The organism is Amycolatopsis sp. 3B14, assembly GCF_050958625.1.
Lineage (GTDB): Bacteria > Actinomycetota > Actinomycetes > Mycobacteriales > Pseudonocardiaceae > Amycolatopsis_E > Amycolatopsis_E thermoflava.
Genome location: NZ_JBHZEN010000004.1, coordinates 1 through 22,195 on the forward strand (window position 1 = coordinate 1; position 22,195 = coordinate 22,195).

General features: G+C 70.9%; 24 protein-coding genes and 1 tRNA gene. 8 read left to right on the forward strand and 17 right to left on the reverse strand.

Features of this window, described 5'->3' with window-relative positions; genetic code table 11:
- Nucleotides 1-71 precede the first annotated feature (71 nt).
- The gene (locus ACCP09_RS02610) at nucleotides 72-275 is read right to left on the reverse strand and encodes a helix-turn-helix domain-containing protein (RefSeq protein ID WP_027931536.1); all 204 of its coding nucleotides are present in this window, start codon (nucleotides 273-275) and stop codon (nucleotides 72-74) included.
- Between the two features lie 56 nt (nucleotides 276-331).
- Complete coding sequence (locus ACCP09_RS02615) at nucleotides 332-1,543, reverse strand: carboxylate-amine ligase (RefSeq protein WP_433742927.1); 1,212 nt, start codon at nucleotides 1,541-1,543, stop codon at nucleotides 332-334.
- On the opposite strand from ACCP09_RS02615, the gene ACCP09_RS02620 reads away from it, so the two are divergent.
- A complete protein-coding gene (locus tag ACCP09_RS02620; RefSeq protein WP_433742929.1) occupies nucleotides 1,536-1,919 on the forward strand; it encodes a hypothetical protein in 384 nt (127 codons plus the stop codon). The two genes, ACCP09_RS02615 and ACCP09_RS02620, sit on opposite strands and share 8 nt — an antisense overlap.
- 76 nt (nucleotides 1,920-1,995) lie before the next feature.
- On the opposite strand, the gene ACCP09_RS02625 is transcribed toward ACCP09_RS02620, so the two are convergent.
- Genes ACCP09_RS02625 through ACCP09_RS02655 form a run of 7 tightly spaced genes read right to left on the reverse strand, consistent with a single transcriptional unit; the run spans nucleotide 1,996 to nucleotide 9,113 of the window.
- Nucleotides 1,996-3,303: an MFS transporter gene (locus ACCP09_RS02625; RefSeq protein WP_433742931.1), complete on the reverse strand. Its 1,308-nt coding sequence runs from the start codon at nucleotides 3,301-3,303 to the stop codon at nucleotides 1,996-1,998.
- Nucleotides 3,304-3,316: 13 nt separating this feature from the next.
- Nucleotides 3,317-4,615 (reverse strand): MFS transporter, encoded by a 1,299-nt coding sequence (locus tag ACCP09_RS02630; protein WP_123683295.1) that lies wholly within the window; start codon nucleotides 4,613-4,615, stop codon nucleotides 3,317-3,319.
- A gap of 37 nt (nucleotides 4,616-4,652) precedes the next feature.
- Nucleotides 4,653-5,117, reverse strand: a complete 465-nt coding sequence (locus tag ACCP09_RS02635) for a flavin reductase family protein (protein ID WP_027931541.1) — start codon at nucleotides 5,115-5,117, stop codon at nucleotides 4,653-4,655.
- A gap of 17 nt (nucleotides 5,118-5,134) precedes the next feature.
- Nucleotides 5,135-6,058: a cyclase family protein gene (locus tag ACCP09_RS02640; RefSeq protein ID WP_433742934.1), complete on the reverse strand. Its 924-nt coding sequence runs from the start codon at nucleotides 6,056-6,058 to the stop codon at nucleotides 5,135-5,137.
- Nucleotides 6,058-7,290: an acyl-CoA dehydrogenase family protein gene (locus ACCP09_RS02645; RefSeq protein ID WP_027931543.1), complete on the reverse strand. Its 1,233-nt coding sequence runs from the start codon at nucleotides 7,288-7,290 to the stop codon at nucleotides 6,058-6,060. Before ACCP09_RS02645 ends, ACCP09_RS02640 begins: the two co-directional genes overlap by 1 nt.
- A gap of 5 nt (nucleotides 7,291-7,295) precedes the next feature.
- Nucleotides 7,296-8,015, reverse strand: a complete 720-nt coding sequence (locus ACCP09_RS02650) for a TetR/AcrR family transcriptional regulator (RefSeq protein ID WP_433743108.1) — start codon at nucleotides 8,013-8,015, stop codon at nucleotides 7,296-7,298.
- A gap of 45 nt (nucleotides 8,016-8,060) precedes the next feature.
- On the reverse strand, nucleotides 8,061-9,113 hold the full coding sequence (locus ACCP09_RS02655) for an LLM class flavin-dependent oxidoreductase (RefSeq protein ID WP_433742936.1): 1,053 nt from the start codon (nucleotides 9,111-9,113) through the stop codon (nucleotides 8,061-8,063).
- A gap of 145 nt (nucleotides 9,114-9,258) precedes the next feature.
- Here ACCP09_RS02655 and ACCP09_RS02660 point away from each other — a divergent pair, with 145 nt between their 5' ends.
- Genes ACCP09_RS02660 through ACCP09_RS02680 form a run of 5 tightly spaced genes read left to right on the forward strand, consistent with a single transcriptional unit; the run spans nucleotide 9,259 to nucleotide 15,066 of the window.
- Nucleotides 9,259-10,218: a phosphotriesterase family protein gene (locus tag ACCP09_RS02660; protein ID WP_378362065.1), complete on the forward strand. Its 960-nt coding sequence runs from the start codon at nucleotides 9,259-9,261 to the stop codon at nucleotides 10,216-10,218.
- Nucleotides 10,215-10,784 carry a 3,4-dihydroxy-2-butanone-4-phosphate synthase gene (locus ACCP09_RS02665; RefSeq protein ID WP_433742939.1) on the forward strand — a complete coding sequence of 190 codons (570 nt, stop codon included), beginning with the start codon at nucleotides 10,215-10,217 and terminating at the stop codon, nucleotides 10,782-10,784. Before ACCP09_RS02660 ends, ACCP09_RS02665 begins: the two co-directional genes overlap by 4 nt.
- A gap of 11 nt (nucleotides 10,785-10,795) precedes the next feature.
- On the forward strand, nucleotides 10,796-11,611 hold the full coding sequence (locus ACCP09_RS02670; protein WP_433742941.1) for an enoyl-CoA hydratase/isomerase family protein: 816 nt from the start codon (nucleotides 10,796-10,798) through the stop codon (nucleotides 11,609-11,611).
- A 24-nt stretch (nucleotides 11,612-11,635) separates the two neighbouring features.
- Nucleotides 11,636-13,645 (forward strand): acetate--CoA ligase family protein, encoded by a 2,010-nt coding sequence (locus ACCP09_RS02675; RefSeq protein WP_433742943.1) that lies wholly within the window; start codon nucleotides 11,636-11,638, stop codon nucleotides 13,643-13,645.
- Nucleotides 13,645-15,066, forward strand: a complete 1,422-nt coding sequence (locus ACCP09_RS02680) for an NAD-dependent succinate-semialdehyde dehydrogenase (RefSeq protein ID WP_433742945.1) — start codon at nucleotides 13,645-13,647, stop codon at nucleotides 15,064-15,066. Before ACCP09_RS02675 ends, ACCP09_RS02680 begins: the two co-directional genes overlap by 1 nt.
- A gap of 16 nt (nucleotides 15,067-15,082) precedes the next feature.
- On the opposite strand, the gene ACCP09_RS02685 is transcribed toward ACCP09_RS02680, so the two are convergent.
- Both ACCP09_RS02685 and ACCP09_RS02690 read right to left on the reverse strand, forming a co-directional pair.
- The gene (locus tag ACCP09_RS02685; protein ID WP_123683300.1) at nucleotides 15,083-15,787 is read right to left on the reverse strand and encodes an SDR family NAD(P)-dependent oxidoreductase; all 705 of its coding nucleotides are present in this window, start codon (nucleotides 15,785-15,787) and stop codon (nucleotides 15,083-15,085) included.
- On the reverse strand, nucleotides 15,784-16,509 hold the full coding sequence (locus tag ACCP09_RS02690) for an SDR family NAD(P)-dependent oxidoreductase (RefSeq protein ID WP_433742948.1): 726 nt from the start codon (nucleotides 16,507-16,509) through the stop codon (nucleotides 15,784-15,786). The genes ACCP09_RS02685 and ACCP09_RS02690 overlap by 4 nt, the downstream gene beginning before the upstream one ends.
- A 64-nt stretch (nucleotides 16,510-16,573) precedes the next feature.
- On the opposite strand from ACCP09_RS02690, the gene ACCP09_RS02695 reads away from it, so the two are divergent.
- A complete protein-coding gene (locus ACCP09_RS02695) occupies nucleotides 16,574-17,065 on the forward strand; it encodes a nuclear transport factor 2 family protein (RefSeq protein ID WP_433742950.1) in 492 nt (163 codons plus the stop codon).
- A 368-nt stretch (nucleotides 17,066-17,433) separates the two neighbouring features.
- Here the strand turns inward: ACCP09_RS02695 and ACCP09_RS02700 are convergent.
- Nucleotides 17,434-17,506 (reverse strand) — tRNA-Asn (locus tag ACCP09_RS02700).
- 143 nt (nucleotides 17,507-17,649) lie between these two features.
- Here ACCP09_RS02700 and ACCP09_RS02705 point away from each other — a divergent pair.
- On the forward strand, nucleotides 17,650-17,892 hold the full coding sequence (locus ACCP09_RS02705) for a hypothetical protein (protein ID WP_017981268.1): 243 nt from the start codon (nucleotides 17,650-17,652) through the stop codon (nucleotides 17,890-17,892).
- Nucleotides 17,893-17,920: 28 nt separating this feature from the next.
- Here ACCP09_RS02705 and ACCP09_RS02710 read toward each other — a convergent pair whose 3' ends face one another.
- The 5 genes from ACCP09_RS02710 to dnaG all read right to left on the reverse strand — a co-directional run bounded on the left by ACCP09_RS02710 (nucleotide 17,921) and on the right by dnaG (nucleotide 22,188).
- Entirely contained in the window at nucleotides 17,921-18,145 is a 225-nt protein-coding gene (locus ACCP09_RS02710; protein ID WP_433742952.1) for a hypothetical protein, read from the reverse strand.
- Between the two features lie 186 nt (nucleotides 18,146-18,331).
- Complete coding sequence (gene lexA, locus ACCP09_RS02715) at nucleotides 18,332-18,988, reverse strand: transcriptional repressor LexA (protein WP_433742954.1); 657 nt, start codon at nucleotides 18,986-18,988, stop codon at nucleotides 18,332-18,334.
- A gap of 17 nt (nucleotides 18,989-19,005) precedes the next feature.
- Nucleotides 19,006-19,761 (reverse strand): trans-aconitate 2-methyltransferase, encoded by a 756-nt coding sequence (locus ACCP09_RS02720; RefSeq protein ID WP_027931553.1) that lies wholly within the window; start codon nucleotides 19,759-19,761, stop codon nucleotides 19,006-19,008.
- A 15-nt stretch (nucleotides 19,762-19,776) separates the two neighbouring features.
- Nucleotides 19,777-20,298, reverse strand: a complete 522-nt coding sequence (locus tag ACCP09_RS02725) for a hypothetical protein (RefSeq protein WP_433742956.1) — start codon at nucleotides 20,296-20,298, stop codon at nucleotides 19,777-19,779.
- A gap of 3 nt (nucleotides 20,299-20,301) precedes the next feature.
- The gene (gene dnaG / locus ACCP09_RS02730; protein WP_017981264.1) at nucleotides 20,302-22,188 is read right to left on the reverse strand and encodes a DNA primase; all 1,887 of its coding nucleotides are present in this window, start codon (nucleotides 22,186-22,188) and stop codon (nucleotides 20,302-20,304) included.
- Between the last annotated feature and the right edge of the window lie 7 nt (nucleotides 22,189-22,195).

A 22,195-nucleotide genomic window follows, 5' to 3' on the forward strand; every position in this document is an offset into this window, starting at 1 on the left:
TGGGGTTCCGGCTCCGGCGGGGTTTGGCAGGCCCGCCGGAGCCGGGCCGCGCGGTGCGCGGGCCGGCGCGGTCAAATCATCTCCCGCCGCACCGCCCACACCACCGCCTCGATAGGCGTCGCCACGCCGAGGCGGTCGCAGACGGCCCTGATGCGGCGCCGCACGGTCCGGCCGGACAGGCCAACCCGCCCGGCCACCTCCTCCGGCGACAGCCCTTCCGCCAGCAGCCCCAGCAGCACCAGGTCACCGCGGGGCAGGTCGGTCACCTCTGCCACACCGCGATCGTCATCGCCCGGACCGTGCCGGGTCAATGACAGAACAGGACAAGACGTCACACCGCCGCGGCCGGATCGAGCCGGTCCCACCCGCCGGTCGGCAGCGGCCGCACGTCCCGCACCCACGAAGCCCGCACGTACGGCAGGCACACCTGAACCGGCTCGCGCGCCGCCGGCCCCAGCTCCCAGGCGCACTCCCGCCCCTCCAGAGACGCGGCGAGGAAGTCGTTCCACCGCCCGTAGTCCGACTCCACGACCAGCCCGGCCGGCGCGTCGAACTCGACCGTCGCGAACCCGCGGCTCAGCTCGTGCTCGGCGTCGAACAGCAGCATGGCGTCGATCAGCCGCAGCTCCCCGTGCCACGCCCACACCGGCGGCCGCCCACCCGTGCCGACCCCGGCTCGCTCCATCGCCGCCACCATCGCCCGGTACGGCGCCACCAGCCCGGCCGGCACACGGTCCCAGTCGCCGACGAGGTCGCCGGTCACCCGGGACAGCGGCTGAAAGGTACGCAACAACACGATCACCGAGGCTAACGACGGCCGCCCCGCGCCACCTCCGGGTAAATCCCGGAACCGGTGAGCAGCTCGACCACCGCGCCGACGCCACGCCGCTCGAAGGCCGCCCGCTGCCGGGACGCCCGCCACCGGCCGCCACCAGCGACGGCAAGGCTTGCTCGGCGAACTCATTCGCCCCGCCGTCCAGGTGCGGCCGCACCTCGTCCAGCAGCCGCGCGAGCACCAACGGTCCACCGGGTCGACGCTGGTCCCGTCCAGGCCGTCCCGCGCCGCGCGCCACAGGTCGGCCCGCAGCACCTCCTGCGGCACCCGCGGCGCGTCCACCCCGTCCCCGATCCGGGCGAACGCCGCGGCGGCGAGGCCCTGCGCGAGCACCGCGAGCGGCGCCGCCTCCCGTTCCGTCGCCGCCACGTCGCACACGCGGATCACGACCGTCGGGTGGCGCGGCGACAGGCGCATGTCCCAGCGGAGGTTCCCGGGGTCCATGATCGCCCCCGACCGCGCCATCTCCTCGACCAGCTGCTCGTACTGCCCGGCCGATTCGGCATACGGCGGCGGGTCACCGCTGGGCCGGCGGGAGATCGCCAGGTACCGCCAGCTCGCGTACCCGGTGTCGGCCCCCTCGGCGAACAGCGAGTTGGCACTGACCGCCGGCAGCCACGGCCGCACGTGGTTGATCACCTCCACGCCGGTGTCCGAGTCCGGGACGCCGAGGTGGATGTGACACCCGCACACGTGGGCGGTGCTCATCAACCCCGCGGAAGTGGTCCGCGATCCGCTCGTCCACCACGTCCGGGAACGCGGCGGTCAAGCGCGCGGCGGCGTCCTCGCCGTCGCGCAGGCCGACGATCCGGCGGTAGTGGGCGTGCTCCGCCTCCGCCCAGATCAGCGGTTCGACCTCGGCCGCGAAGTCCAGTTTGGTGCTGCCGCGCTCGCGGCGGTGCACCTGGGCACGCGCCAGGAAGGGCAGGCCGCTGCGGGAACCGGCGACGATCAGCAGCTCGTCGCCGCCCGGCCGGTACCGGAGCTGCCCGTCGTCGCGGGCGCAGAGCCGCCGCGAGTCGCTCCAGCACCGACAACCCCGCGGCCCGACGCCGATGACCGCCAGGGACAGGGGCCGTCGTGATCTCGTACCCGGAGGGATACCTTGCCCCCGCGCGGTCACACTCGCGCGGGGGCGTGAGGCATCCCTCGCCCGGGCGTCAGCCGACGACCTCGGTCCGGACCACCGGCGCCTCCTCCTCCGCTGTCCCGCGGATCTTGCGCGAGCGCAGGATGACCGTGGTGCAGACCGTGGAGATGACGCTCATCGACAGCATGTACCAGCCCAGCGAGGCCGTGCCCCACGCCGCGACCAGGCTCGCGGCGACCATCGGGGCGATGGCGCTGCCCGCGATCATCCCGATCGTGTACCCGATGGACAGCCCCGAATAGCGCACCTTCGCCGGGAACACCTCGGCGTAGAACACCCCGGCGACGCCCTGCCCGGCGGCGTGCGGCACGCAGAACAGCACGTACCCGGCGAAGACGATCCACGGGTCGCCGCTGTCCAGCAGCCAGATCCACGGGAAGGCGAGCACCGCCTTGCCGATCATGCCGAACATCATCACCTTCGGCCGCCCGACCCGGTCCGAGATCACGCCGGACGCCAGCACGAACAGGCAGTCCAGCACCATCGACACCATCACGATGAGCAGGATCGTGCCCCGGCTCAGGCCGAGTTCCTTGGTGGCGTAGGACAACCCGAACACCGACATCATGTAGAACGCGACGCCGCCGCTGAGAGTCGTGCCCGCCACGAGCAGCGCCCGCGCCGGGTACCGCCGCAGGATGGTCAGCGCCGGCGCCCGCTCGACGCGGCCGGAGCGCTTGATCTCGGCGAACGTCGGGCTCTCGTCGATCGTGCGGCGCAGCACGTACCCCACGACCACGAGGATCACGCTGAGCAGGAACGGGATCCGCCAGCCCCAGGACAGGAAGACCTCCTGCGGCAGCGCGTTGAGCGGCAGGAACACCAGCGTGGCGACGACCAGGCCGAGCGGGCCGCCGATCTGCACGAAGCTGCCGTAGAAGCCGCGCTTCTCGGGCCGGCTGTGCTCCATCGTCAGCAGCACCGCGCCACCCAGCTCGCCGCCCATCGCGAAGCCCTGCACGATCCGCAACACGATCAGCAGGACCGGGGCCAGCACCCCGAGCGTCGAATAGCCGGGCAACAGTCCGATGAGGAGGGTCGCACCGCCCATCAGGATCAGCGTCAGCACCAGCATCGGGCGGCGACCGACCTTGTCGCCGAGGTGGCCGATGATCACCCCGCCGACGGGCCGGATCAGGAACGCCACGGCGAAGGTCGACAGCGACACGAGCGTGCCGGCCAGGCCGGACAGGTTGGGGAAGAACACCTTGTTGAACACCAGCGCGGCGGCGGTGGCGTAGATGAAGAAGTCGTAGTACTCGATCGTCGTGCCGATCACGCTGGCCGCGGCCGCGCGCTTGGGCTGCAGTGCAGTCATCAGGCTCTCCTCGTCAGGGGGTCAGCGGGCTCGTCACGGGCGCCTGTTCGCGGCCGGTCACCGTGTGGGAGCGCACGATCACCACGGTGGACACCAGCGAGATCGCGGCCATCGCGAGCATGTACCAGCCCAGCGCGGCGGACCCGAACGCGCTCACCAGGCTTTCGGCCACCACCGGGGCGATCGCGCTTCCCGCGATCATGCCGATCGTGTAGCCGATGGACAGTCCGGAATACCGCACCGCGGGCGGGAACGCCTCCGCGTAGAACACGCCCGCCACGCCCTGCACCGCGCCGTGCGGCACGCACAGCAGCACGTACCCGGCGAAGATCACCCACGGGTTCCCGGTGTCCAGCATCCAGATCCAGGGGAACGACAGCGCCGCGAGACCGATCATCCCCGCGAGCATCACCTTCGGGCGGCCCAGCCGATCCGACAGCGTGCCCGCGGCGAACACGAACAGGCAGTCCAGCACCATCGACGCCATCACGACGAGCAGGATCGTGCCGCGCGGCAGGCCGAGGTCCTTGGTGGCGTAGGACAGGCCGAACACGGCCATCATGTAGAACGCGATGCCGCCGATCAGGGTGGTGCCCGCGATCAGCAGTGTCCGGAGTGGATACTGCCGGACGATGGTCAGCGCGGGCGCCCGGTCCACCCGGCCGGCACGCTTGATCTCGGTGAACGTGGGGCTCTCGTCGATCCGCCGCCGCAGGAAGTAGCCGACGGCGATGAGGACCACGCTGAGCAGGAACGGGATCCGCCAGCCCCAGTTCAGGAAGTCCTGCTGCGGCATGGCGCCCAGCGGCAGGTAGACCAGTGTCGCCAGCACGAGCGCGAGCGGGCCGCCGATCTGCACGAAACTGCCGTAGAACCCGCGTTTGCCCGGCTGGCTGTGCTCCATCGTCAGCAGCACCGCACCGCCGAGTTCGCCGCCCATCGCGAACCCCTGCAGCACCCGTAGGAGGATCAGCAGGACCGGCGCGGCGACGCCGATGGTCGAGTATCCGGGCAACAGTCCGATGAGGAGGGTCGCGCCGCCCATCATGGTCAGCGTGAGCACCAGCATCGGCCGTCGCCCGACCTTGTCGCCGAGGTGCCCGATGATCACGCCGCCGAGCGGGCGGACCAGGAAGGCCACCGCGAAGGTCGACAGCGACACCAGTGTGCCGGCCAGGCCGGTCAGCGTCGGGAAGAACACCTTGTTGAACACCAGCGCGGCGGCGGTGGCGTAGATGAAGAAGTCGTAGTACTCGATGGTGGTGCCGATGACGCTCGCCGCGGCGGCGCGTCGGGGCTGCAGAGTGGACATGATCGCGCTCTCTTCGTTGAGAGGGACATGGGGGATTTCAGGAGGCGAGGTAGGCCCCGCGGTGGAAGAGCAACGGCTCACCGGGTGCGGCGGCCAGCGCGCGGACCTCGCCGACGACGATGGTGTGGTCGCCGCCGTCGTACTCGGCCCAGATCTCGCAGTCGATCCAGGCCAGCACGCCGTCGAGGACGGGCGAGCCCAGCTCGCTCGGCGACCAGCGCACGCCGGCGAACTTGTCGGTGCCGGACCGCGCGAACGCGTCCGACAGATGCCGCTGGTCGGCGGCGAGGATGTTGACGCAGAACGAGCCGATTTCGCGGATCCTCGGCCAGGTGCGCGACCCGCGACCGGGCGCGAACGTGACCAGTGGCGGGTCGAGGGACAGGGAGGCGAACGACTGGCAGGTGAAGCCGACCGGCTCGGGACCGGCGGCGGTGACCACCACGACCCCGGAGCAGAAGGAGCCGAGCACGTCCCGCATCAGGCGACCGGGCACGGTCATGGTGTCCTCCTTCCGGGTCAGAGCACGGCGACCGCGTTGCCGGGCGATCCGAGACCGCCGACCAGGGCCAGCGGCACGGAGACGAACAGGAAGTCCGGCCGGGAACTCTCGTGGAGCCGGGCGGCCAGGGTGTCGAAGTCGAACAGCTCGCCGAGCGGGATGCCGAGCATCCCCAGCAGCCGCCGGTGCAGGCTGCCGACCGCCGCGTCGCCGGGGGTCACCTCGACGGCCGGGTTGTCGGCGCTGATCGCGGCGACGTGCCAGTCCCACAGCAGTTCCGCCGTGCTCTCGTCGGCGGCCAGCCCGACGGAGCTGAACGACGACTTCTGCGCGGAGATCGCCGCGCGGCCCTCGGCGTCCAGTCCCCGGTAGGCGGACAGCCAGCCGGTGCGCACGCACAGGATGTCGCCGGGCCGGATCTCCGCGCCCTGCGCCTCCGCGACCGCACGCAGGTCGTCGGCGGTGATCGACCGCTCGGCCAGCGCGTCCAGGTCGCCGAAGTGCCGGGCGACGTCGAGCAGCACACCGCGCCCGATGATCCCGGAGCTCGCCCAGTGGTGGATGCTCAACCGGGGGTTGCCCGGCGCGGGATCGTCCTGGACGCCGCCGTAGAAACCGTGCTGGCGGACCCGGTGGTGGCGGAACCCGTCCCACTGCGTGGAACCCTGCGGGAAGAACGAGTCCAGCCGGTCGTCCCACATGCTGCCGATCCGCTTGACGGTGTGCCGGAACGGCTCCCGGCGGAACAGCGGCGGATCGGGCTGGTCCAGCGGGAGGCTGAGGCCGACCCGCTCACCGGTGCGCACCAGGGCGGTGGCCGCGCGCACCGCGTCGGCGTCGATCAGGTTGAGGGTGCCGAGTTCGTCGTCCTGGCCGAACACGCCCCAGGAGTGGTTGCCGTAGTCGTCCAGGCGCGGCAGCTCGGCGTACTTGGGGAGCATCACAGCTCCGTGTCGCCGGCGAGCAGGCGCCCGGCGATCGTGCGGCGCTGGATCTCCGACGTGCCGTCCGGGATCCGCAGCGTGCGCGCGTGCCGCCAGACCTCCTCCAGCCGCATCTCGTTGGTCAGGCCCATCGCGCCGTGCACCTGCATCGCGGCGTCGGACACCCGGCCGAGCATCTCGGTGCACAGGGCCTTGGCGATGGAGGTCTCCTTGATCGCCCGCTGCTTGCTCTCCACCAGCGCGGCGGTCCGCCCGACCACCGACTTGGCCGCGTAGATGTCCATCGCCATTTCGGCGAGCTTGATCTGGATGGCCTGGTGGTCGCCGATCACGCTGTCGAACGTCTCACGCTGCCGGGCGTAGTCCAGTGCCCGCTCCAGCGACCAGCGGGCCAGCCCGACGCACATCGCGGACATCGACAGCCGCCCCTTGCTGATCCCGAGCAGCGCCAGGGAAAGTCCCTTGTGGAGGGTGCCGATCACGTGGTCGTCGGGCACCCGCAGGTTGTCCACGGTCACGATGCCGATGTGCGAGCCGACGTGCCCGAGGATGGGGATGGTGCTGCTGCACTCGAAACCCTCGCTGGCGGTGTCGACGAAGAACGCGGTGATGCCGCCACGCCGTTCGCGGTTGGCCTCGGGATCGGTGACCGCGAACAGGATGCAGTAGTCGGCGTAGGGCGCGTTGGTGATCCACTGCTTGGAACCGTTGATCACCCACTCGTCGCCGTCGCGCACCGCGCGGGTGCGGATCCGCTGGACGTCGGAGCCCGCGCCGGGTTCGGACAGTCCGAAGCAGAGGGTCTTCTCCCCCGACGCGATCCCGGCGACGTACCGCTCGCGGACGTCGGGCTTGAGTTCGGAGAGGATCGGGCTCAAGCCGTTGGTGAACACCGACGGGATCACGTTCTCGTGGACGAGCGGCCGGTGCGGTCCGCAGACGCGGTTCAGCTCCTCCTGGATGTGGACGAGCGCGACCTCGCCGAGCCCGCCCCCGCCGAGCGCCTCGTCGCCGAACATCGTGTAGAACCCGGCCTCGGCGGAGGCCATCCGCACCTGCTTCTTCAGCGCCCTGATCTCGGGCTTGAGCAGGCCGTTGTCGTCGTAGCGGTGCCGTTCCTCCGCCAGCAGGTCCGCGTGCTTCCGCTCGAGGGGCTCGACGTACCGCTCGATGAAGCCGAGCACCCCCTTCGCGGTCTCCCTGGCTTCGTCCGGGACGGTGAAATCCATGCGCTTCAGGTCTTCCTCTTCTTGGGCGCGCGCTTGAGGTCGTTGGCGTTGGCCTTCTCCAGGTCCAGCGCCAGCGAGCGCGCCCAGATGCTGGTCAGGGTGGCGACGACCTGCTCGATGTCCAGGTCGTCGCGTTCGCCGAGGATGAGGTTGATGTACGCGAAGTTGTTGATCATCGCGACGATGGCCTCGGCGGTCAGTTCGGCTGAGATGTCCGGATCGGCGGCGCCCTGCTGCTGCAGGCGCTCGATGCCGTGCTGGATGCGCTCGCGGAACTTGCGGCGGATCTCCATGCGGTTCTCGCGCATGTGCTCGTCGAAGGTCACGACCTGCTCGACGATGCGGCTCAGGCGCTTGGACCGCTGGATCTCCTCGAAGTACTGCCGCAGGGTGTAGGCGAACCGGTCGACGACGGTCCCTTCGAAGTCCTCCGGCACGGCGGTCAGCAGGTAGCGGTCGGCGACGACCGAGTCGACCAGCGTGTAGAAGATCTCTTCCTTGTCCGGGAAGTAGATGTAGAAGGTGCCGTGCGCCAGCCCGGCCTCGTCGCAGATGTCGGAGACGCGCGTGTCCAGGAAACCCTTGTTCTCGAACACCGTGCGCGCCGCGGCGAGCAGCCGTTCCCGGGTCTTCTGGCCGCGCGCCGTGCGTGGCTGCGCGTCCGCGCGCTCGCGCGTCGCCTTCGACCCGGTCCGCTTGTTGCCCGTCGTGCCGCCGCTCGTCATCTTCACCCCAAGTGGTCCGCCGTCAGTTCGCGCCATTGTCGCGATTCACAGCTGCGGGCGCACCTTCTCCGCGAACATCGTCATGGAACGGAGAACCTGCTCCTGCGGCTGGCTGCCGGCGTCGAACCAGGCCACCAGGCCACCGAGGCCGGTGTGGCTGTGGAAGGAGGCCAGCTCCTCCGCGACCTGTTCCGGGCTGCCCAGGATCAGGGTCTTGCGGTCGATGTACTCGTCGTAGGTGAGCTCGTCGATGCCGAGGCCGACCTTGGCGCGGTTGCTCAGGATGTTGACGTACCACATGTAGCCGTGCTCGTACTCGCGACGCGCCTGCTCGTGGCTGTCGGCCACGTGGATGGCCTTGAGCTGGGACGCGCGGGCGATGTTCTCGTCGATCGCGTCGAACGAGTGCCCGGCCGCGCGGGCCTCCTCGCGGTAGACCCCGACCAGCCTGCGCACGTCGTCGCGGGTCGGGCGCTGCCCGAGCACGAACGAGAACCCGCGGCGGGCGGCCGAGCGCAGCGACTCCTCGCTGGACGAGACCATCACGAACACCGGCGGCGTCGGCTTCTGCGCGACCTCGGGGAACAGCTCGATCTCGTCGGCCACCTCCCCCTCGGCGGGGACCCGGTAGTGCTTGCCCGCGAACTTGACCTTGCCGGTCCGCCACGCCTGCATGACGATCTCGAAGACCTCTTCGTAGCGCTCGTCCCGCTCGGCCTCCGGGATGCCGTAGGCCTGGAACTCGAGCCGGTCGTAGGCCTTGCCGATGCCGAAGTTGAGCCGTCCGCCGGAGAGCTGGTCGACGTAGGCGTAGTCCTCGGCCAGGCGCAGCGGGTGGTGCATCGGCAGCCGGGAAACCCCGGAGCCGAGCCGGATCCGGCTGGTCGCGGCCGCGGCGGCGGCGAGCAGCAGCTGCGCGGAGGCGACGATGCCGTAGCGGCGTCCGTTGTGCTCGGCGACCCAGGCCTCTTCGAAGCCCAGCTTGTCCGCGTGGACGATCTGCTCGATCGCCTTGTTCACGACCTCGTTGTGGGTGTTCCACGGCGGAACGTTGGACAGGCTGAAGATCCCGTAGTGCGGTGTGGCGACGTTGCTCATGGCACTCCAATACGACCCGGTGAACGAGACACTGCGCTGAACGAAAACCCTTGCAGCGCCGGGTGAAGACTCACTTGACTAAACATGACACGCGCGTCATTGTCAACGGGCAGACACCGCCGTCGCCCGAGGGAGAACCACTTCGATGGCCACCGTCCAGACCGTGACCGGCGCGCTCGACACCGGCGACCTCGGACGCGTGCTCATGCACGAGCACGTGTTCGTCATCAACCACGAGTACGCGGTCAACTACCCCGAGACCTGGGACGACGAACAGCGCATCGCCGACGCGGTCGCCAAGCTCGTCGCGTTGAAGGAAGCCGGGATCGACACCATCGTCGACCTCACCGTGCTGGGCCTGGGCCGGGACATCCGGCGCGTGCGCGCGGTGGCCGAACGGTCACCGGTGCGGATCATCGCCGCCACCGGGTTCTACACGTTCGCCGAACTGCCCAACTACCTCAAGTTCCGCGGCCCGGGACGGCTGATCGGCGGTGACGAGCCGATGACCGGCATGTTCGTCCGCGACATCACCGAGGGCATCGCGGGCACCGGCATCCGCGCCGGGATCCTGAAGTGCGCCACCGACGTTCCCGGCGTGACGCCCGACGTGGAGCGGGTGCTGCGCTCGGTCGCCCGTGCGCACCTGGAGACCGGGGTGCCGATCTCCACGCACACCGACGTGTCCACGCAGCGCGGCCTCGACCAGCAGAAGATCTTCGCCGAGGAGGGTGTCGACCTGGGCGCGGTGATCGTCGGGCACAGCGGCGACTCCGACGACCTGGACTACCTGCAACGGTTGCTGGACAACGGTTCCTACCTCGGGATGGACCGGTTCGGCCTGGACACCAAGCTGGCCTTCGACAAGCGCGTCGCGACCGTCGCCGCCCTGGCCGAGCGCGGGTACGCCTCCCGCATGGTGCTCTCGCACGACGCGTCCTGCCACAGCCACAACTTCCCGGACGACTTCCGCACCAAGCACCTGCCGGACTGGCGGTTCACGCACATCACCGAGGACGTGGTGCCCGCGCTGCTGGCGGCCGGGGTGTCGCAACGCGACATCGACGTGATGCTGATCGACAACCCGCGGGAGATCTTCTCGTGACCGTCCTGCAGGAGTCCACAACAGACACCGCGCTCGGCGCGCTGCGCGCGGGGCGGCCGGTCGTGCTGCTCGACGACCTGGGGCCGCACCCGGAACGCGAGCTCGTGTTCGCCGCGCGGTCCGCGACCACCGCGCTGGTGGCGGGCGTGGTCCGGTGCACGTCGGGCTTCCTGGTCGTCACGCTGCCGGAACCGGAGGCCGACCGGCTGCGGCTCGCCGCCCAGTCCCCCGCCGACCGCGGCGCGCCGGCCTACGGCGTGTCCGTGGACGCCGAGGGCGTCGGCACCGGCATTTCCGCCGCCGACCGCGCCCGCACCATCTCGCTGCTGGGCACGCCCGGCACCGCGCCGAACGTCTTCACCCGGCCCGGGCACGTGATCACCTACCGCGCGCACCCCGACGGTGTGCTCGGCCGGGCCACGGGCCGGGAAGCGGCCTTCGACCTGGTCCGGCTCGCCGGTGCCGGGTTCGCCGTCGCCGGCGCCGCCCTCACCTCCGACGAGCCGCTGCCCGGGTTGCCGGTGGTCACCGCGTCCGGCGTGCTCGCCCACCGGCTCTCCCACTGAAAGGAAACCCCATGAGCGTCGTCCGCACCGAGCGGAACGGGAAGATCGCCGAGGTGGTTCTGAACCGCCCGGACAAGCTCAACGCGTTCAACGACGAGCTGTTCACCACCTACGAGGAGGCGCTGGCCGAGCTGGCCGCCGACGACAGCGTGTCGGTGATCATCGTGCGTGGTGAGGGCCGCGCGTTCAGCGTCGGCTGGGACGTGAGCAAACCGCCGTCCGGCAACGGGTATGCCCACCGCACCGCGCACGAAGACTGGCTGCGCCTGCGCGGGCACATCCGGGCGTTCTCGGCGGTGTTCGACGTGCCCAAGCCGGTGGTGGCGGCCGTGCACGGCTACTGCATGGGCGGCGCGACACTGATCCCGGCGTGCGCCGACCTCGCCGTCGTCGGCGACGACACCAAGATCGCGTGGCCGGTCCTGCCGATCGGCGGCGGGATGCTCGGGCCGATGGCGATGTACGCGATCGGCCCGAAGAAGGCGAAGGAACTGTCCTACACCGCGGGCAGCCACATGATGGGCCCGGAGGCGGCCCGCCGCGGCTGGGCCAACTACTCGGTGCCCGAGACCGCGGTGCTGGACAAGGCACGCGAGGTCGCGACCGAGATCGCCAAGACCCCGTTGGACATGCTGGAGATCAAGAAGCGCGCGGCGAACGACGTCCTGGTCCGCCAGGGCTTCCGCGAAACGCTGGACAACTGCGCGGGCTGGGACGCGCTCATCCACACCTCCGCGGGCAACCGCTGGATGTCCGGGCAGCTGTCCGAGATGGGCATCTCCGCCGCCCGTGCCTGGTACGCCGAGGGCGGCTCGCTCACCCGCTGACCCACTTCCACGACAAGGAGACCCATGTCCCTGGTAGCCGTCGTCGGCGCCTCGCCCCGCAACTTCTGGACCACCTGCGCCATCCACAACCTGCGCACGCTCGACCCCGCGCTCGAGGTCGTGCCGGTGACGCCCAACCACCAAACCATCGCCGGGCTGCCGACCGTTCCGGACGTGTCCGCGCTTCCGGAAACGCCCCGCGCCGCCGTCATCGCGATCCGCCGGGAAGCCTCGGTGGAAGCCGTCCGTCAGCTGACCGCCGCGGGAACCCGGGACATCGTGCTGGTGACCGACGGTTTCGGGGAGCGCGACGACACCGGCCGGGCGTTGCAGGCCGAGCTGGTGGACATCGTCGCCGGCACCGGAACCCGGCTGTGGGGGCCGAACTGCGTCGGTTTCGCGGACTTCGCCGAGAAGGTGTGCGCGGTCGCGGAACCGGCCTGGCTGGACGCCAAACCCGGGCCGGTGTCGATCGTGTCGCAGAGCGGCGCGCTGCTGTCGGCGTTCCTCGCCGCGGCGACCGAGGAGAACCTCGGCGTCGACTTTTGCGCGTCGACCGGCAACGGCGCCGTGCTGGGCGTGCCGCAGGCGCTGAACCTGGCGCTGCGCCGGGACACCACGCGCGTGGTCTGCGTGTACCTGGAGGGCGTTTCGGAGCAGCAGCTGCCCGTGTTCCTCGACGCCTTCGAGTACGCGCGGCAGGCAGGCAAGCAGATCATCGTCCTGAAGTCCGGGGTGTCCGAACGCGGAGCGCGTGCGGTCATGTCGCACACCGCGAGCATCTCGGGCACCGACTCGGTGTTCTCCGAGCTGCTGCGTGAGCACGGGGTCCTGCGGGCGGACGGCGCCGACGAACTGGTGCGGCTGGCCACGTTGTGCCTGCTCGGAGTGAAGGCGGGCCGGCCGCGGGCGGTGTCGGTGCTCGGCGGCTCCGGTGGCGCCGCGGCGTTGTGCAGCGACCTGGCCGACCGGCACGGGGTCAACCTGACGGTGTTCACCGATTCGACGGTGGCGAAGATCCGGGAGCTGGCCGGGCCGGGGTCGTTCATCGACAACCCGCTCGACGTGATCGGGGTGAAGCGCCGCGAGGGCGACGACAGCATCAACGGGACCGTGTTCAAGGACCCGAACACCGGCCTGGTCCTGCTGCCGTGGAGCGTCCAGTTCCCGTCGGAGACCGAGCACGAATCGGTGCACACGTGGAACTGGGGTGATCTCTCCCGGCTGTCCGCGGAGAACGAGATGCCGCTGATCATCAACTCGATGGCGCCGGTGCCCGACACGGAGTTCGTGCGCGCGTACCGGCAGGCACATCCGCACGTCGCGGTGCTGCACAACCTCCGGCTCACGTTCTCCGCGCTGGGCAAGCTGTTCCCCGCCCAGCCCGCGGCAGCTACGCGCACGGTCGCGGCGGAGGCACGGGTGCTGAGCGAGGCCGACTCGCGTGACCTGATCGCCGCGGCCGGACTGCCCGTGGTGCGCGGGGTCCGGGCCGGCCGGGGCGAGGACATCGCGGCGCTGGCCGCGGACCTGCGGCCGCCGTTCGCGGTGAAGGTGATTGCGCCGGTCAGCCACAAGTCGCGGATCGGCGGCGTCGCCCTGGGCGTCGCGCAGGCCGCCGACCTGCCGGCCTGTACGAAGGAGATCGAGTCCAACGTGGTCGCCGCCGGGCTGTCGCCGGAGGACGTCGAGGGCTTCCTGGTCGAGGAGATGGTGTTCGGGCGGGAGGTCCTGGTCGGGTTGAACACCGATCCGGTGCTGGGCCGGTACGTCGTGGTCGGGCTCGGCGGCACGGCGACCGAGCTGGCCAACCGGGCGCTGACCCGGCGGCTGCCACTGCGGCGGGGCGACGCCGAGCACCTGCTCGCCGAGGTGGGCGTGACCGGGCACGAGCCCGCCGTGTCGGCGCTGGCCGGGCTGTGCGAGGCGTTCGACGCTGGCAGCCTGGGCGGCTACCAGACGGTCGAGATCAACCCGCTGATCGTGACGCCGACCGAGTGCTGGGCGGCCGACGCCGTCGTGACGGAGTTCTGATGCGCTGCTACGTCGACGGGGAGTGGATCTCCGCGGACTCGGGCGACACGCTCGAAGTCCTGGATCCGGCCACCGGCGAACTGGTCGACACCGTGCCCGCGCTGGGTGCGAAGGAGACCCGGCGGGCCATCGAGGCGGCCGCGGCCGCGTTGCCGTCGTGGCGGTCGCTGACGGCCGCGGACCGGGCTGCGGTGATGATGCGCCTGCACGGGCTCATGCGGTCCCGGACCGACGAGCTGGCCCGGCTGCTCACCCGTGAGCAGGGCAAACCGCTGGCCGAGGCCCGTGCGGAGATCCTGTCCGGGGCGGATTTCCTCGAGTTCTACGCCGAAGAGGCCAAGCGGATCACCGGGGACGTGATCCCGGCCGACCGGGCGGGCCGCCGGCTCGTGGTGATCCGGCAGCCGGTCGGGGTGGTCGCCGCGATCACGCCGTGGAACTTCCCCAGCTCGATGATCCTGCGCAAGATCGCTCCCGCGCTGGCGGCGGGCTGCACGGTGGTCGTGAAACCCGCCGAGCTGACTCCCCTGTCCGCGCTGGCGCTGGGCGGGCTGGCCGAGGAGGCCGGCGTGCCCGCGGGGGTGCTGAACATCGTGACCGGCGAGCCCTCGGTGATCGGACGTGAGCTGCTGGAGAGCCCGGTGGTGCGCAAGCTGTCGTTCACCGGGTCGACCGAGGTCGGCAGGCACCTGACGCGGGGCAGCGCGGACACGCTGAAACGGGTGTCGATGGAGCTGGGCGGCAACGCGCCGTTCCTGGTGTTCGACGACGCCGACCTGGACCTCGCGGTGCGCGGCGCGGTCGCGGCGAAGTTCCGCAACGCCGGGCAGACGTGCATCTCGGCCAACCGGATCTACGTACAGGACCGGGTGCACGACGAGTTCGCGCGCCGCCTCGCCGACGCCGCGTCGTCGCTGCGGCTCGGGCACGGCCTGGACCCGGCGACCGACGTCGGGCCGCTGATCTCGTCGGCGGCGGTGACCAAAGTGGAGGGTCTGCTCGCCGGAGCGGTGGCCGCCGGAGCACGCGTGGTGACCGGCGGCCGCTCCCCCGGCGGCCGGTTCTTCGAGCCGACGGTGCTGACCGGCGTCCGGGATGACCTGGCGCTCGGGTGCGAGGAGATCTTCGGGCCGGTCGCGCCGGTGTACTCGTTCACCGACGAGGATTCGGTGGTCGCGCGTGCCAACGCCACGGAGTTCGGTCTGGCGGCGTATGTGTACACAGAGGACTACCGGCGGGCCTGGCGGGTCGGCGAAGCCCTCGAATACGGCATGGTGGGCGTGAACGACAGCGCGATCGTGACCGCGGCGGCCCCGTTCGGCGGGATCAAGGCGTCCGGGTCCGGCCGGGAGGGCTCGCGGTACGGGATCGAGGACTACACCGAGCTGAAGTACCTCTGCCTGGGCGGACTGGGTTCCTGAGGCGTCGGCGGTGGCTTCACACGGCCGTGAAGCCACCGTCGATGACCAGTTCGGCGCCGGTGGTGTACCGCGACTCGTCCGACGCCAGGTACAGCACCCCGTACGCGACGTCCAGCGGCTCACCACGCCTGCCCAGCGGGATGCTCGCGAGCGTGCGGGCGTTGTACTCCCGCGCGGCCTCGTCCTGGCGGATCGAACCGGCCGAACCGGTTTCGATCGATCCCGGGTGGACGGAGTTGACGCGGATCCCACGCGGGGCGTAGGTGGCGGCGTCCGCCTTGGTCATCAGCCGCACCGCGCCCTTGGTGGCGTGGTAGACCGGCAGCATCGAGTTGCCGACCAGGCCGTACATCGACGACATGTTGACGATGCTGCCGCCGTCCGGCATGTGTGGGACCGCGTGTTTGGTGCACAGCCAGGTGCCGCGGACGTTGACTGCGAAGGCGTTGTCGAACTCCTCGACGGTCACCTCGTGTGACGGCTTGCGCGGCCCGGCGATGCCGGCGTTGTTGATCAGGACGTCGATGCGCCCATGCTCCTCGACGACGCTTCGCATGGCCTGGGCCACCTGGGTTTCGTCGCGGATGTCCACACTCTGCTCACCGGTCACGTCGAACCCGGTGACGCTCGCGCCGTTCTCGGTCAGCAGCCGCGCGATCGCGGCGCCGAGGCCGCGGGCCGCGCCGGTGACCACGCAGACCTTGCCCGCCACCCGGTTCACGCGGGCCTCGCCGAGATCGCCGAGCGGCCGCCGTCGACGCGGATCACCTGTCCCGTCAGGTAACTCGCCTGGGGCGAGGCCAGGAAGCAGACCACCGCGGCGACCTCCTCCGGCCGTCCCATCCGTCCCAACGGGATGGTCGTCTCCCAGCGCGCCCTCGCTTCGTCGTCGGACCAGGCGTCGTCGTTGATGGCCGTGCGGACGAAACCGGGGTTGACGACGTTGACCGTGACCCCGCGCGGCGCGAGCTCGGCGGCGAGTTCCTTGGTGAGCGCGACAACACCGCCCTTGGACGCGGTGTAGGCAGGGTAGGCGTAGCCGCGGTCGGCGGCGCCGGAGCCGATGTTGACGATCCGCTTGTCCGACCCGGTCGTCAGGTGGGGCAGGGCGGCGCGCACGACGCGGAAGGTGCCGGACAGGTTGACGTCCAGGACGTTGTGCCACGTTTCCCAGGTGGTGTCCCGGATTCCCGCGCGCGCGAGCACACCGGCGGCGTTGACCACGATGTCGATCCGGCCGTGCTCGTGCACGGTCTGCTCCACCGCGGCCGCGACCTGCTCGTCGCTGGTGACGTCACAGGTGATCTGGAGAGTGCCGGGCGGGGCGGTGCCGGCGCGGTCGAGTGCCGCGACCCGGACGCCCTCGCCGACGAACTGCCGCGCGATGGCCGCGCCGATCCCCGAAGCGGCGCCCGTCACGAGAGCGACCCTTTTCCCAGTCATGGCAACGACCTCTCTGTCGAACCTGCCCTTGACTTGAACATGACACGTGCGTCATTGTCAATGCGTGATCGACGAACTCGTTGCCAGAGCGGAAATCACGGACGTGCTGTGCCGGTACGCGCACGCCATCGACCGCGGGGACCGCGCGCTGGCGCGGACGTGCTACCACCCCGACGCGACGGACGACCACGGCCGGTTCAGCGGGACCGTGGACGAGTTGTTCGCGTTTTTCGAGTTGTACGGCGCGAGCCTGGCCGGCACGTGGCACTTCCTCGGCACGCCGACGATCGTGGTGGACGGCGACCGAGCGGAGGCGGAGACGTACTGCCTGTACCGCAAGGACCCACTCGAGGGCGAGCCGCTGTTCCAGGGGCTGCGGTACCACGACGTGTTCTCCCGCCGCGAGGGCCGCTGGCGGATCGCGCGGCGGACGGTGATCCTGGACTGGGAGCACACGTCACCAGAGCCACCCGCCGCGCCAAGCCCACCCACCTGGAAGCGCGGCGCGCGGGGAGACGCCGACCCGGCCGCCTCCCTCACCCGGCTGTTGCACTGAGCCGTCGCCAGCTTGGCGATTGGTCACCTGGTGGATCCGGCTCGTCCCGTCGTACAGCCGCACGTCCCATCGTCCGGTAGGGCTCACCGGTGGTCAGCCCCGGCGTCGCGCCGAACCGTCCACCCCGCGATTCCGCAGCTCGCATCGATCGCAGTCGTGTGCATGACTTGCGCCACACTCCTGGAGGATGGGCGACCATCCGCGAGGTGATGGAGCACCTGGGCCACGCCTCGACAACATCAACGGTCAGTCACGTGCTGGACCAGGCGAAGCGTCAGATGGCCGCGCCGACGAACCAGCCTGGCGACTGATGTCACCCCTGGATGCCAAAAGGGCCCCGGATGATCTCCGGGGCCCTGTTTGCGCTGCTCCCCCGGCTGGACTCGAACCAGCAACCCTTCGGTTAACAGCCGAATGCTCTGCCAATTGAGCTACAGGGGAACGCTCTGGCCTGCCCGGATCGCTCCGGGCTGACGGGAGAGAACTCTAGCTCATGGGCGATCGCGCTCTGCAAGCACCCCCCGGCAGTTTCGCGCGCGTTGGGGGACAATGAGTGATCGAGCCGGAGACACCAGGAGGCGGGCATGAAGACTTTCCTGCTCGGCGCGGCCGTCGGGTACGTGCTCGGGGCGCGGGCGGGGCGTGCGAGGTACGAGCAGATCGTGCGGACCTACCGGGCGGTCGCCGACCACCCCGCGGTCCAGGGCGCCGCCGGCGTCGTGCGGGCCAAGGTCGGCGAGAAGGTGGGTGACAAGCTGCCGTTCGCGCGCTCCCACAGCGGTCCGAACGGCCACCGGGCCCGCGAACCGAAGGCGACCCAGGCCTGACCGCCGCCAGGCCGCCGGCTCCGCGGGATCAGGTGAGCTCAGGGCTGCAGGAACGCCCGGGCGGCTGGGACAGTTCCCCCTGGCGGTGGAACATCACGACACTGCGGGTGACCGTCGGGGGCAGTGGGCGGACCACGCCACCCCCGGCGGGCGGCGTCGCTCGCGCAGGGCTCGGGAGCACCGTGGCGCCGACCCCGGACAGCACCACGATCCCGTCCCGGTGCGCGACCCGCGCGGCGACCTCGGTGCGCACCCCGGCGGCCTGGCGTTCACACTCCTGAAATGCGGGCCGACGGCAGCAGCCGAAGCAGCAAGACGCCAGGTCGCCGCTACTCGACATGTAGCGGTTAACCGAAGGGTTGCCAGTTCGAGTCCTGCCGGGGGAGCTTCCACCCCAGGTCACCGACCTGGGGTGACGTGCCCCGTGCCGGAAAAAGAATCAAACGCTCCGCAGCACCGACACCACGGCGCCCAGGATCACGGCCCGGTCGCCGTCGATTACCTCGTACGCTGGGTTTCGCGGCTCCAGGTACACGTGGCCGTTGCGGCGCCGGTACACCTTCACCGTCGCCTCCTCGTCGATCATCGCCGCGACGATTTGGCCCGAGTGGGCCTCCGACTGCTGCCGCACGACCACGATGTCCCCGTCGCAGATCGCGGCGTCGATCATCGAGTCGCCGCGGACCCGCAGGCCGAACACCGTGCCGCGTCCGGTCAGTTCCCTCGGCAGGGTCAGCGTGTCGTCCAGCTGCTCGATCGCCGAGATCGGCGTGCCCGCCGCGATGTCGCCCACCACGGGCACCGGCACCGAATCGTCCGAATTCGCTCGCGACGACGAACCGTACAGGAATGCCCGCACGTCGATCGGCCGGGACATCGTCGCGCTGCGGCGCAGGAAACCCTTCTCCTCCAAGGCCGCCAGGTGCTTCGACACCGACGACGAGGACCGCAGCCCGACCGCCTCCCCGATCTCCCGCGTGTTCGGCGCGTACCCGTACCGGTTCACCCAATCGCGGATCGCGACCAGGATCCGCTGCTGCCGCTCGGGCAGTGACGCCACGTCCAGGTGCTCGAAAAGATCGTCGTAGGAGGTCACCCGCGGATGTTAGACGCTCACACCCGCGCCACCGCGAACACCCGCCGGAACGGGAACCACGTCGTCCCGTCCGCGCGCGGCGGGTAGGCCTCGTTCAGCAAGGGCGCCAGCTCGGCCCGGAACCGCTGCCACCCCTCGTCGTCCAACGCCGCCCGCACCGGCCGCAACGCGGTCCCGGTGATCCACTCCAGCACCGCGTCCGGCCCGCTCAGCCGCTGCACGTACGTCGTCTCCCAGGCGTCCACCGAACACCCCGCGTCGGCGAACAACTCCGCGTACTCCACCGGCGAGTCGACCGCTTCGACGCCCCGCAGCCCACCCAGCCGCGCCGACCACTCCGGCCGGGCCGCCACCTCCCGCACCAGCGTGTGCGACGGCGAGTCCATGTTCCCCGGCACCTGCATCGCGAACCACGCGCCCGACGGCAGCTCCCCCACCCAGCGCCGCAGCAACGCACGATGCTCCGGCACCCACTGCAACACCGCGTTGGTGACCACCACGTCCGTGTCCGGCTCCGGCGACCACTCGCGCACGTCGGCCACCCGCGCATCGACACCCGCCGCGCGCGCCGCCTCGACCATCTCCGGCGAGCTGTCCAGCGCCTCCAGCTTCGCCCCCGGCCAGCGCGAAGCCAGCGACACCGTCAGGTTCCCGGGCCCGCAGCCCAGGTCCACGACCCGCCGTGGTTCAGCCGCGGCGATCCGGCCGATCAGGTCGTAGAACGGGCGTCCCCGCAGGTCCGCGTAGTCGAGGTACTTCGCAGGATCCCACACAGTACGAGCGTACTGCTAAGCCTGGGGCGGCGCCAGCTTCTCCGCGGCCTCCCGCGCGATCGCCGCGACGATCTCGAGGTCGACGCCGGGATCCGGCCGCGCCTGCAGCACCACACCGTCGCGCCCGGGCAGTTTCCGCTGCACGAACCACACCCCGCCGCTGGTCAGCTCCGCCCGGTGGCGCGCCCGGATCGAGCCGTCCACGCGCTGCCGGACCAGCCACGGCACCTTGCCTGGCCGCGGTAGCTCGAACCGCACCGGCTCGCGGTCGCGCAGCACCACCGCGGCGCCGGCCGTGCCGGTCTCGTCGGCCTCGGTGACCGTCAGCGCGCCGTCACCCCAGACCGCCTTGCTGATCAGGTGCCAGCCGATCCGCCGGGCGCCCTCGGGCACCGGAATCCACAGCCCCAGCTCGGTGACCACCAGGTGCCCGCCACCGCAGACCGGCGCCGACCCGATCGCGTTCTCCCCCTCGGCCAGCCGTCCGGGGAATTCGTCCGGCAGCGGGTCGCCGATCAGCCGTCGCAGCCACCGCACGGCCTACCCCAGCCCGCCGATGGCCTGCGCCTTCAGCGCCTTGCGGTACTCCTCAAGCGCGACGAGGTCCCCGAACAACGCGCGGTAGTCGTCGGCCGCCTCGATCGGCGACAGCCGCTGCAGCCGCGACTTGATCTCCGCGATCTGCCGTCCGACCAGGTTCTCCTGCACCGCGGCGATCATGCTGCCGATGTAGTGCCCGTCGGCCTCCCCCTTGGCGCGCAGCGGTTCCACGGCCAGCTCGGACAGCAGCGAGCGCACCGGCCCGTCGGGCGTGTACGGGGTCGCCGCGTCGATCAGCGCCGGCCCGGCCAGCCCGCTGCCCGTGCCGCCGGCCTTGAGCACCGCGCGGTGCACCGCGACGTACGCGGGGTGGGTGAAGGCCTCCTCGGGCAGCGCGTCGTACTCCGGGCCCGCGTACGCCGGCTCCTGCAGCGCCGCCTTGAGCACCTCGCGCTGCGCCATCAGCCGCGGGTCGTTCGGGTCCGGGCGCGGCACGTCCGCCGCCGGGGCGCCGTTGACCCGCTGCACCGGCTTGCGCCCGTTGGTCCGGACCGCGCCGCCCGCGCTCTCCCGCACGCGCCGGACGACCATGGCCTCGTCCTGCCAGCCGACCCACCACGACAGCTTGGTGGCGTAGCCGTCCCGCTTCGCGCGGTCCTTGATCTGCGCGACCAGCGGCACGGTGCGCTGTAGCGCGGCGACCTGCCCGTCGACCGAGTCGAGGTCGTACTCCTTGAGGATGCTGCGGATCGCGAACTCGAACAGTGGCGTGCGGCGGGCGACCAGGTCGCGCACCGAGGCCTCGCCCTTGGCGAGCCGCAGGTCGCACGGGTCCATGCCGTCGGGCGCGACCGCGATGTAGGTCTGGCCGGCGAAGGTCTGCTCACCCTCGAACGCCTTCAGCGCCGCCTTCTGGCCCGCCTCGTCGCCGTCGAAGGTGAAGATGATCTCGCCGCGGAACGCGTCGTCGTCCATCAGCAGGCGGCGCAGCACCTTCATGTGGTCCTCGCCGAACGCCGTGCCGCAGGACGCGACCGCGGTCGGCACGCCGGACGCGTGCATCGCCATCACGTCGGTGTAGCCCTCGACGACGACCACCTGGTGGCGCTTGGCGATCTCCCGCTTGGCCAGGTCGAGCCCGAACAGCACCTGCGACTTCTTGTAGATCGGGCTCTCGCTGGTGTTGAGGTACTTGGCCTGGATCGGGTCGTCGTCGTGCAGCCGCCGCGCGCCGAACCCGACGACGTCGCCGGACAGGTCGCGGATCGGCCACACCAGCCGGCGGTGGAACCGGTCGATCGGGCCCTGGCGGCCCTCCTTGACCAGCTGGGCCTTGAGCAGCTCGCTGAACTCGAACCCACGGTTGAGCAGGTACTTCGTCAGCTTGTCCCAGCCTGCCGGGGCGTAGCCGCAGCTGAACGTGCGGGCCGCGGTCTCGTCGAAGCCGCGCTCGGCCAGGAAGTCGCGGGCGATCTGGGCCTCGGGCGTGCGCAGCTGCTCGGCGTAGAACTCGGCGGCGGCCTTGTGCGCCTCGACCATGCGGGTGCGCGTGCCGCGGTCGCGCTGGACGCTGCCGCCGCCACCCTCGTAGGTGAGCCGGAACCCGACGCGGTCGGCCAGCCGCTCGACCGCCTCGACGAACGGGAGGTGGTCGATCTTCATCAGGAACTTGATGACGTCGCCACCCTCACCGCAGCCGAAGCAATGGAAGGTGCCGTGCGTTGGCCGGACGTTGAACGACGGGGTCTTCTCGTCGTGGAACGGGCACAGCCCCTTCAGCGCTCCCCCGCCGGCGTTGCGCAGGGCCACGTAATCGCCCACGACCTCGTCGATCCGGTTGCGCTGGCGCACCTCCGCGATGTCACTTTCCCGGATCCGGCCTGCCACGACGACC

Excerpts from the sequence above, each read along its gene's own strand:
- ACCP09_RS02650 (WP_433743108.1), bottom strand. The coding sequence starts at position 8,015 with ATGACGAGCGGCGGCACGACGGGCAACAAGCGGACCGGGTCGAAGGCG.
- ACCP09_RS02680 (WP_433742945.1), top strand. The coding sequence starts at position 13,645 with ATGCGCTGCTACGTCGACGGGGAGTGGATCTCCGCGGACTCGGGCGAC.
- ACCP09_RS02625 (WP_433742931.1), bottom strand. The coding sequence starts at position 3,303 with ATGACTGCACTGCAGCCCAAGCGCGCGGCCGCGGCCAGCGTGATCGGC.
- ACCP09_RS02670 (WP_433742941.1), top strand. The coding sequence starts at position 10,796 with ATGAGCGTCGTCCGCACCGAGCGGAACGGGAAGATCGCCGAGGTGGTT.
- ACCP09_RS02690 (WP_433742948.1), bottom strand. The coding sequence starts at position 16,509 with ATGACTGGGAAAAGGGTCGCTCTCGTGACGGGCGCCGCTTCGGGGATC.
- ACCP09_RS02675 (WP_433742943.1), top strand. The coding sequence starts at position 11,636 with ATGTCCCTGGTAGCCGTCGTCGGCGCCTCGCCCCGCAACTTCTGGACC.
- ACCP09_RS02705 (WP_017981268.1), top strand. The coding sequence starts at position 17,650 with ATGAAGACTTTCCTGCTCGGCGCGGCCGTCGGGTACGTGCTCGGGGCG.
- ACCP09_RS02660 (WP_378362065.1), top strand. The coding sequence starts at position 9,259 with ATGGCCACCGTCCAGACCGTGACCGGCGCGCTCGACACCGGCGACCTC.
- ACCP09_RS02615 (WP_433742927.1), bottom strand. The coding sequence starts at position 1,543 with ATGAGCACCGCCCACGTGTGCGGGTGTCACATCCACCTCGGCGTCCCG.
- ACCP09_RS02630 (WP_123683295.1), bottom strand. The coding sequence starts at position 4,615 with ATGTCCACTCTGCAGCCCCGACGCGCCGCCGCGGCGAGCGTCATCGGC.
- ACCP09_RS02645 (WP_027931543.1), bottom strand. The coding sequence starts at position 7,290 with ATGGATTTCACCGTCCCGGACGAAGCCAGGGAGACCGCGAAGGGGGTG.
- ACCP09_RS02640 (WP_433742934.1), bottom strand. The coding sequence starts at position 6,058 with ATGCTCCCCAAGTACGCCGAGCTGCCGCGCCTGGACGACTACGGCAAC.
- ACCP09_RS02635 (WP_027931541.1), bottom strand. The coding sequence starts at position 5,117 with ATGACCGTGCCCGGTCGCCTGATGCGGGACGTGCTCGGCTCCTTCTGC.
- ACCP09_RS02655 (WP_433742936.1), bottom strand. The coding sequence starts at position 9,113 with ATGAGCAACGTCGCCACACCGCACTACGGGATCTTCAGCCTGTCCAAC.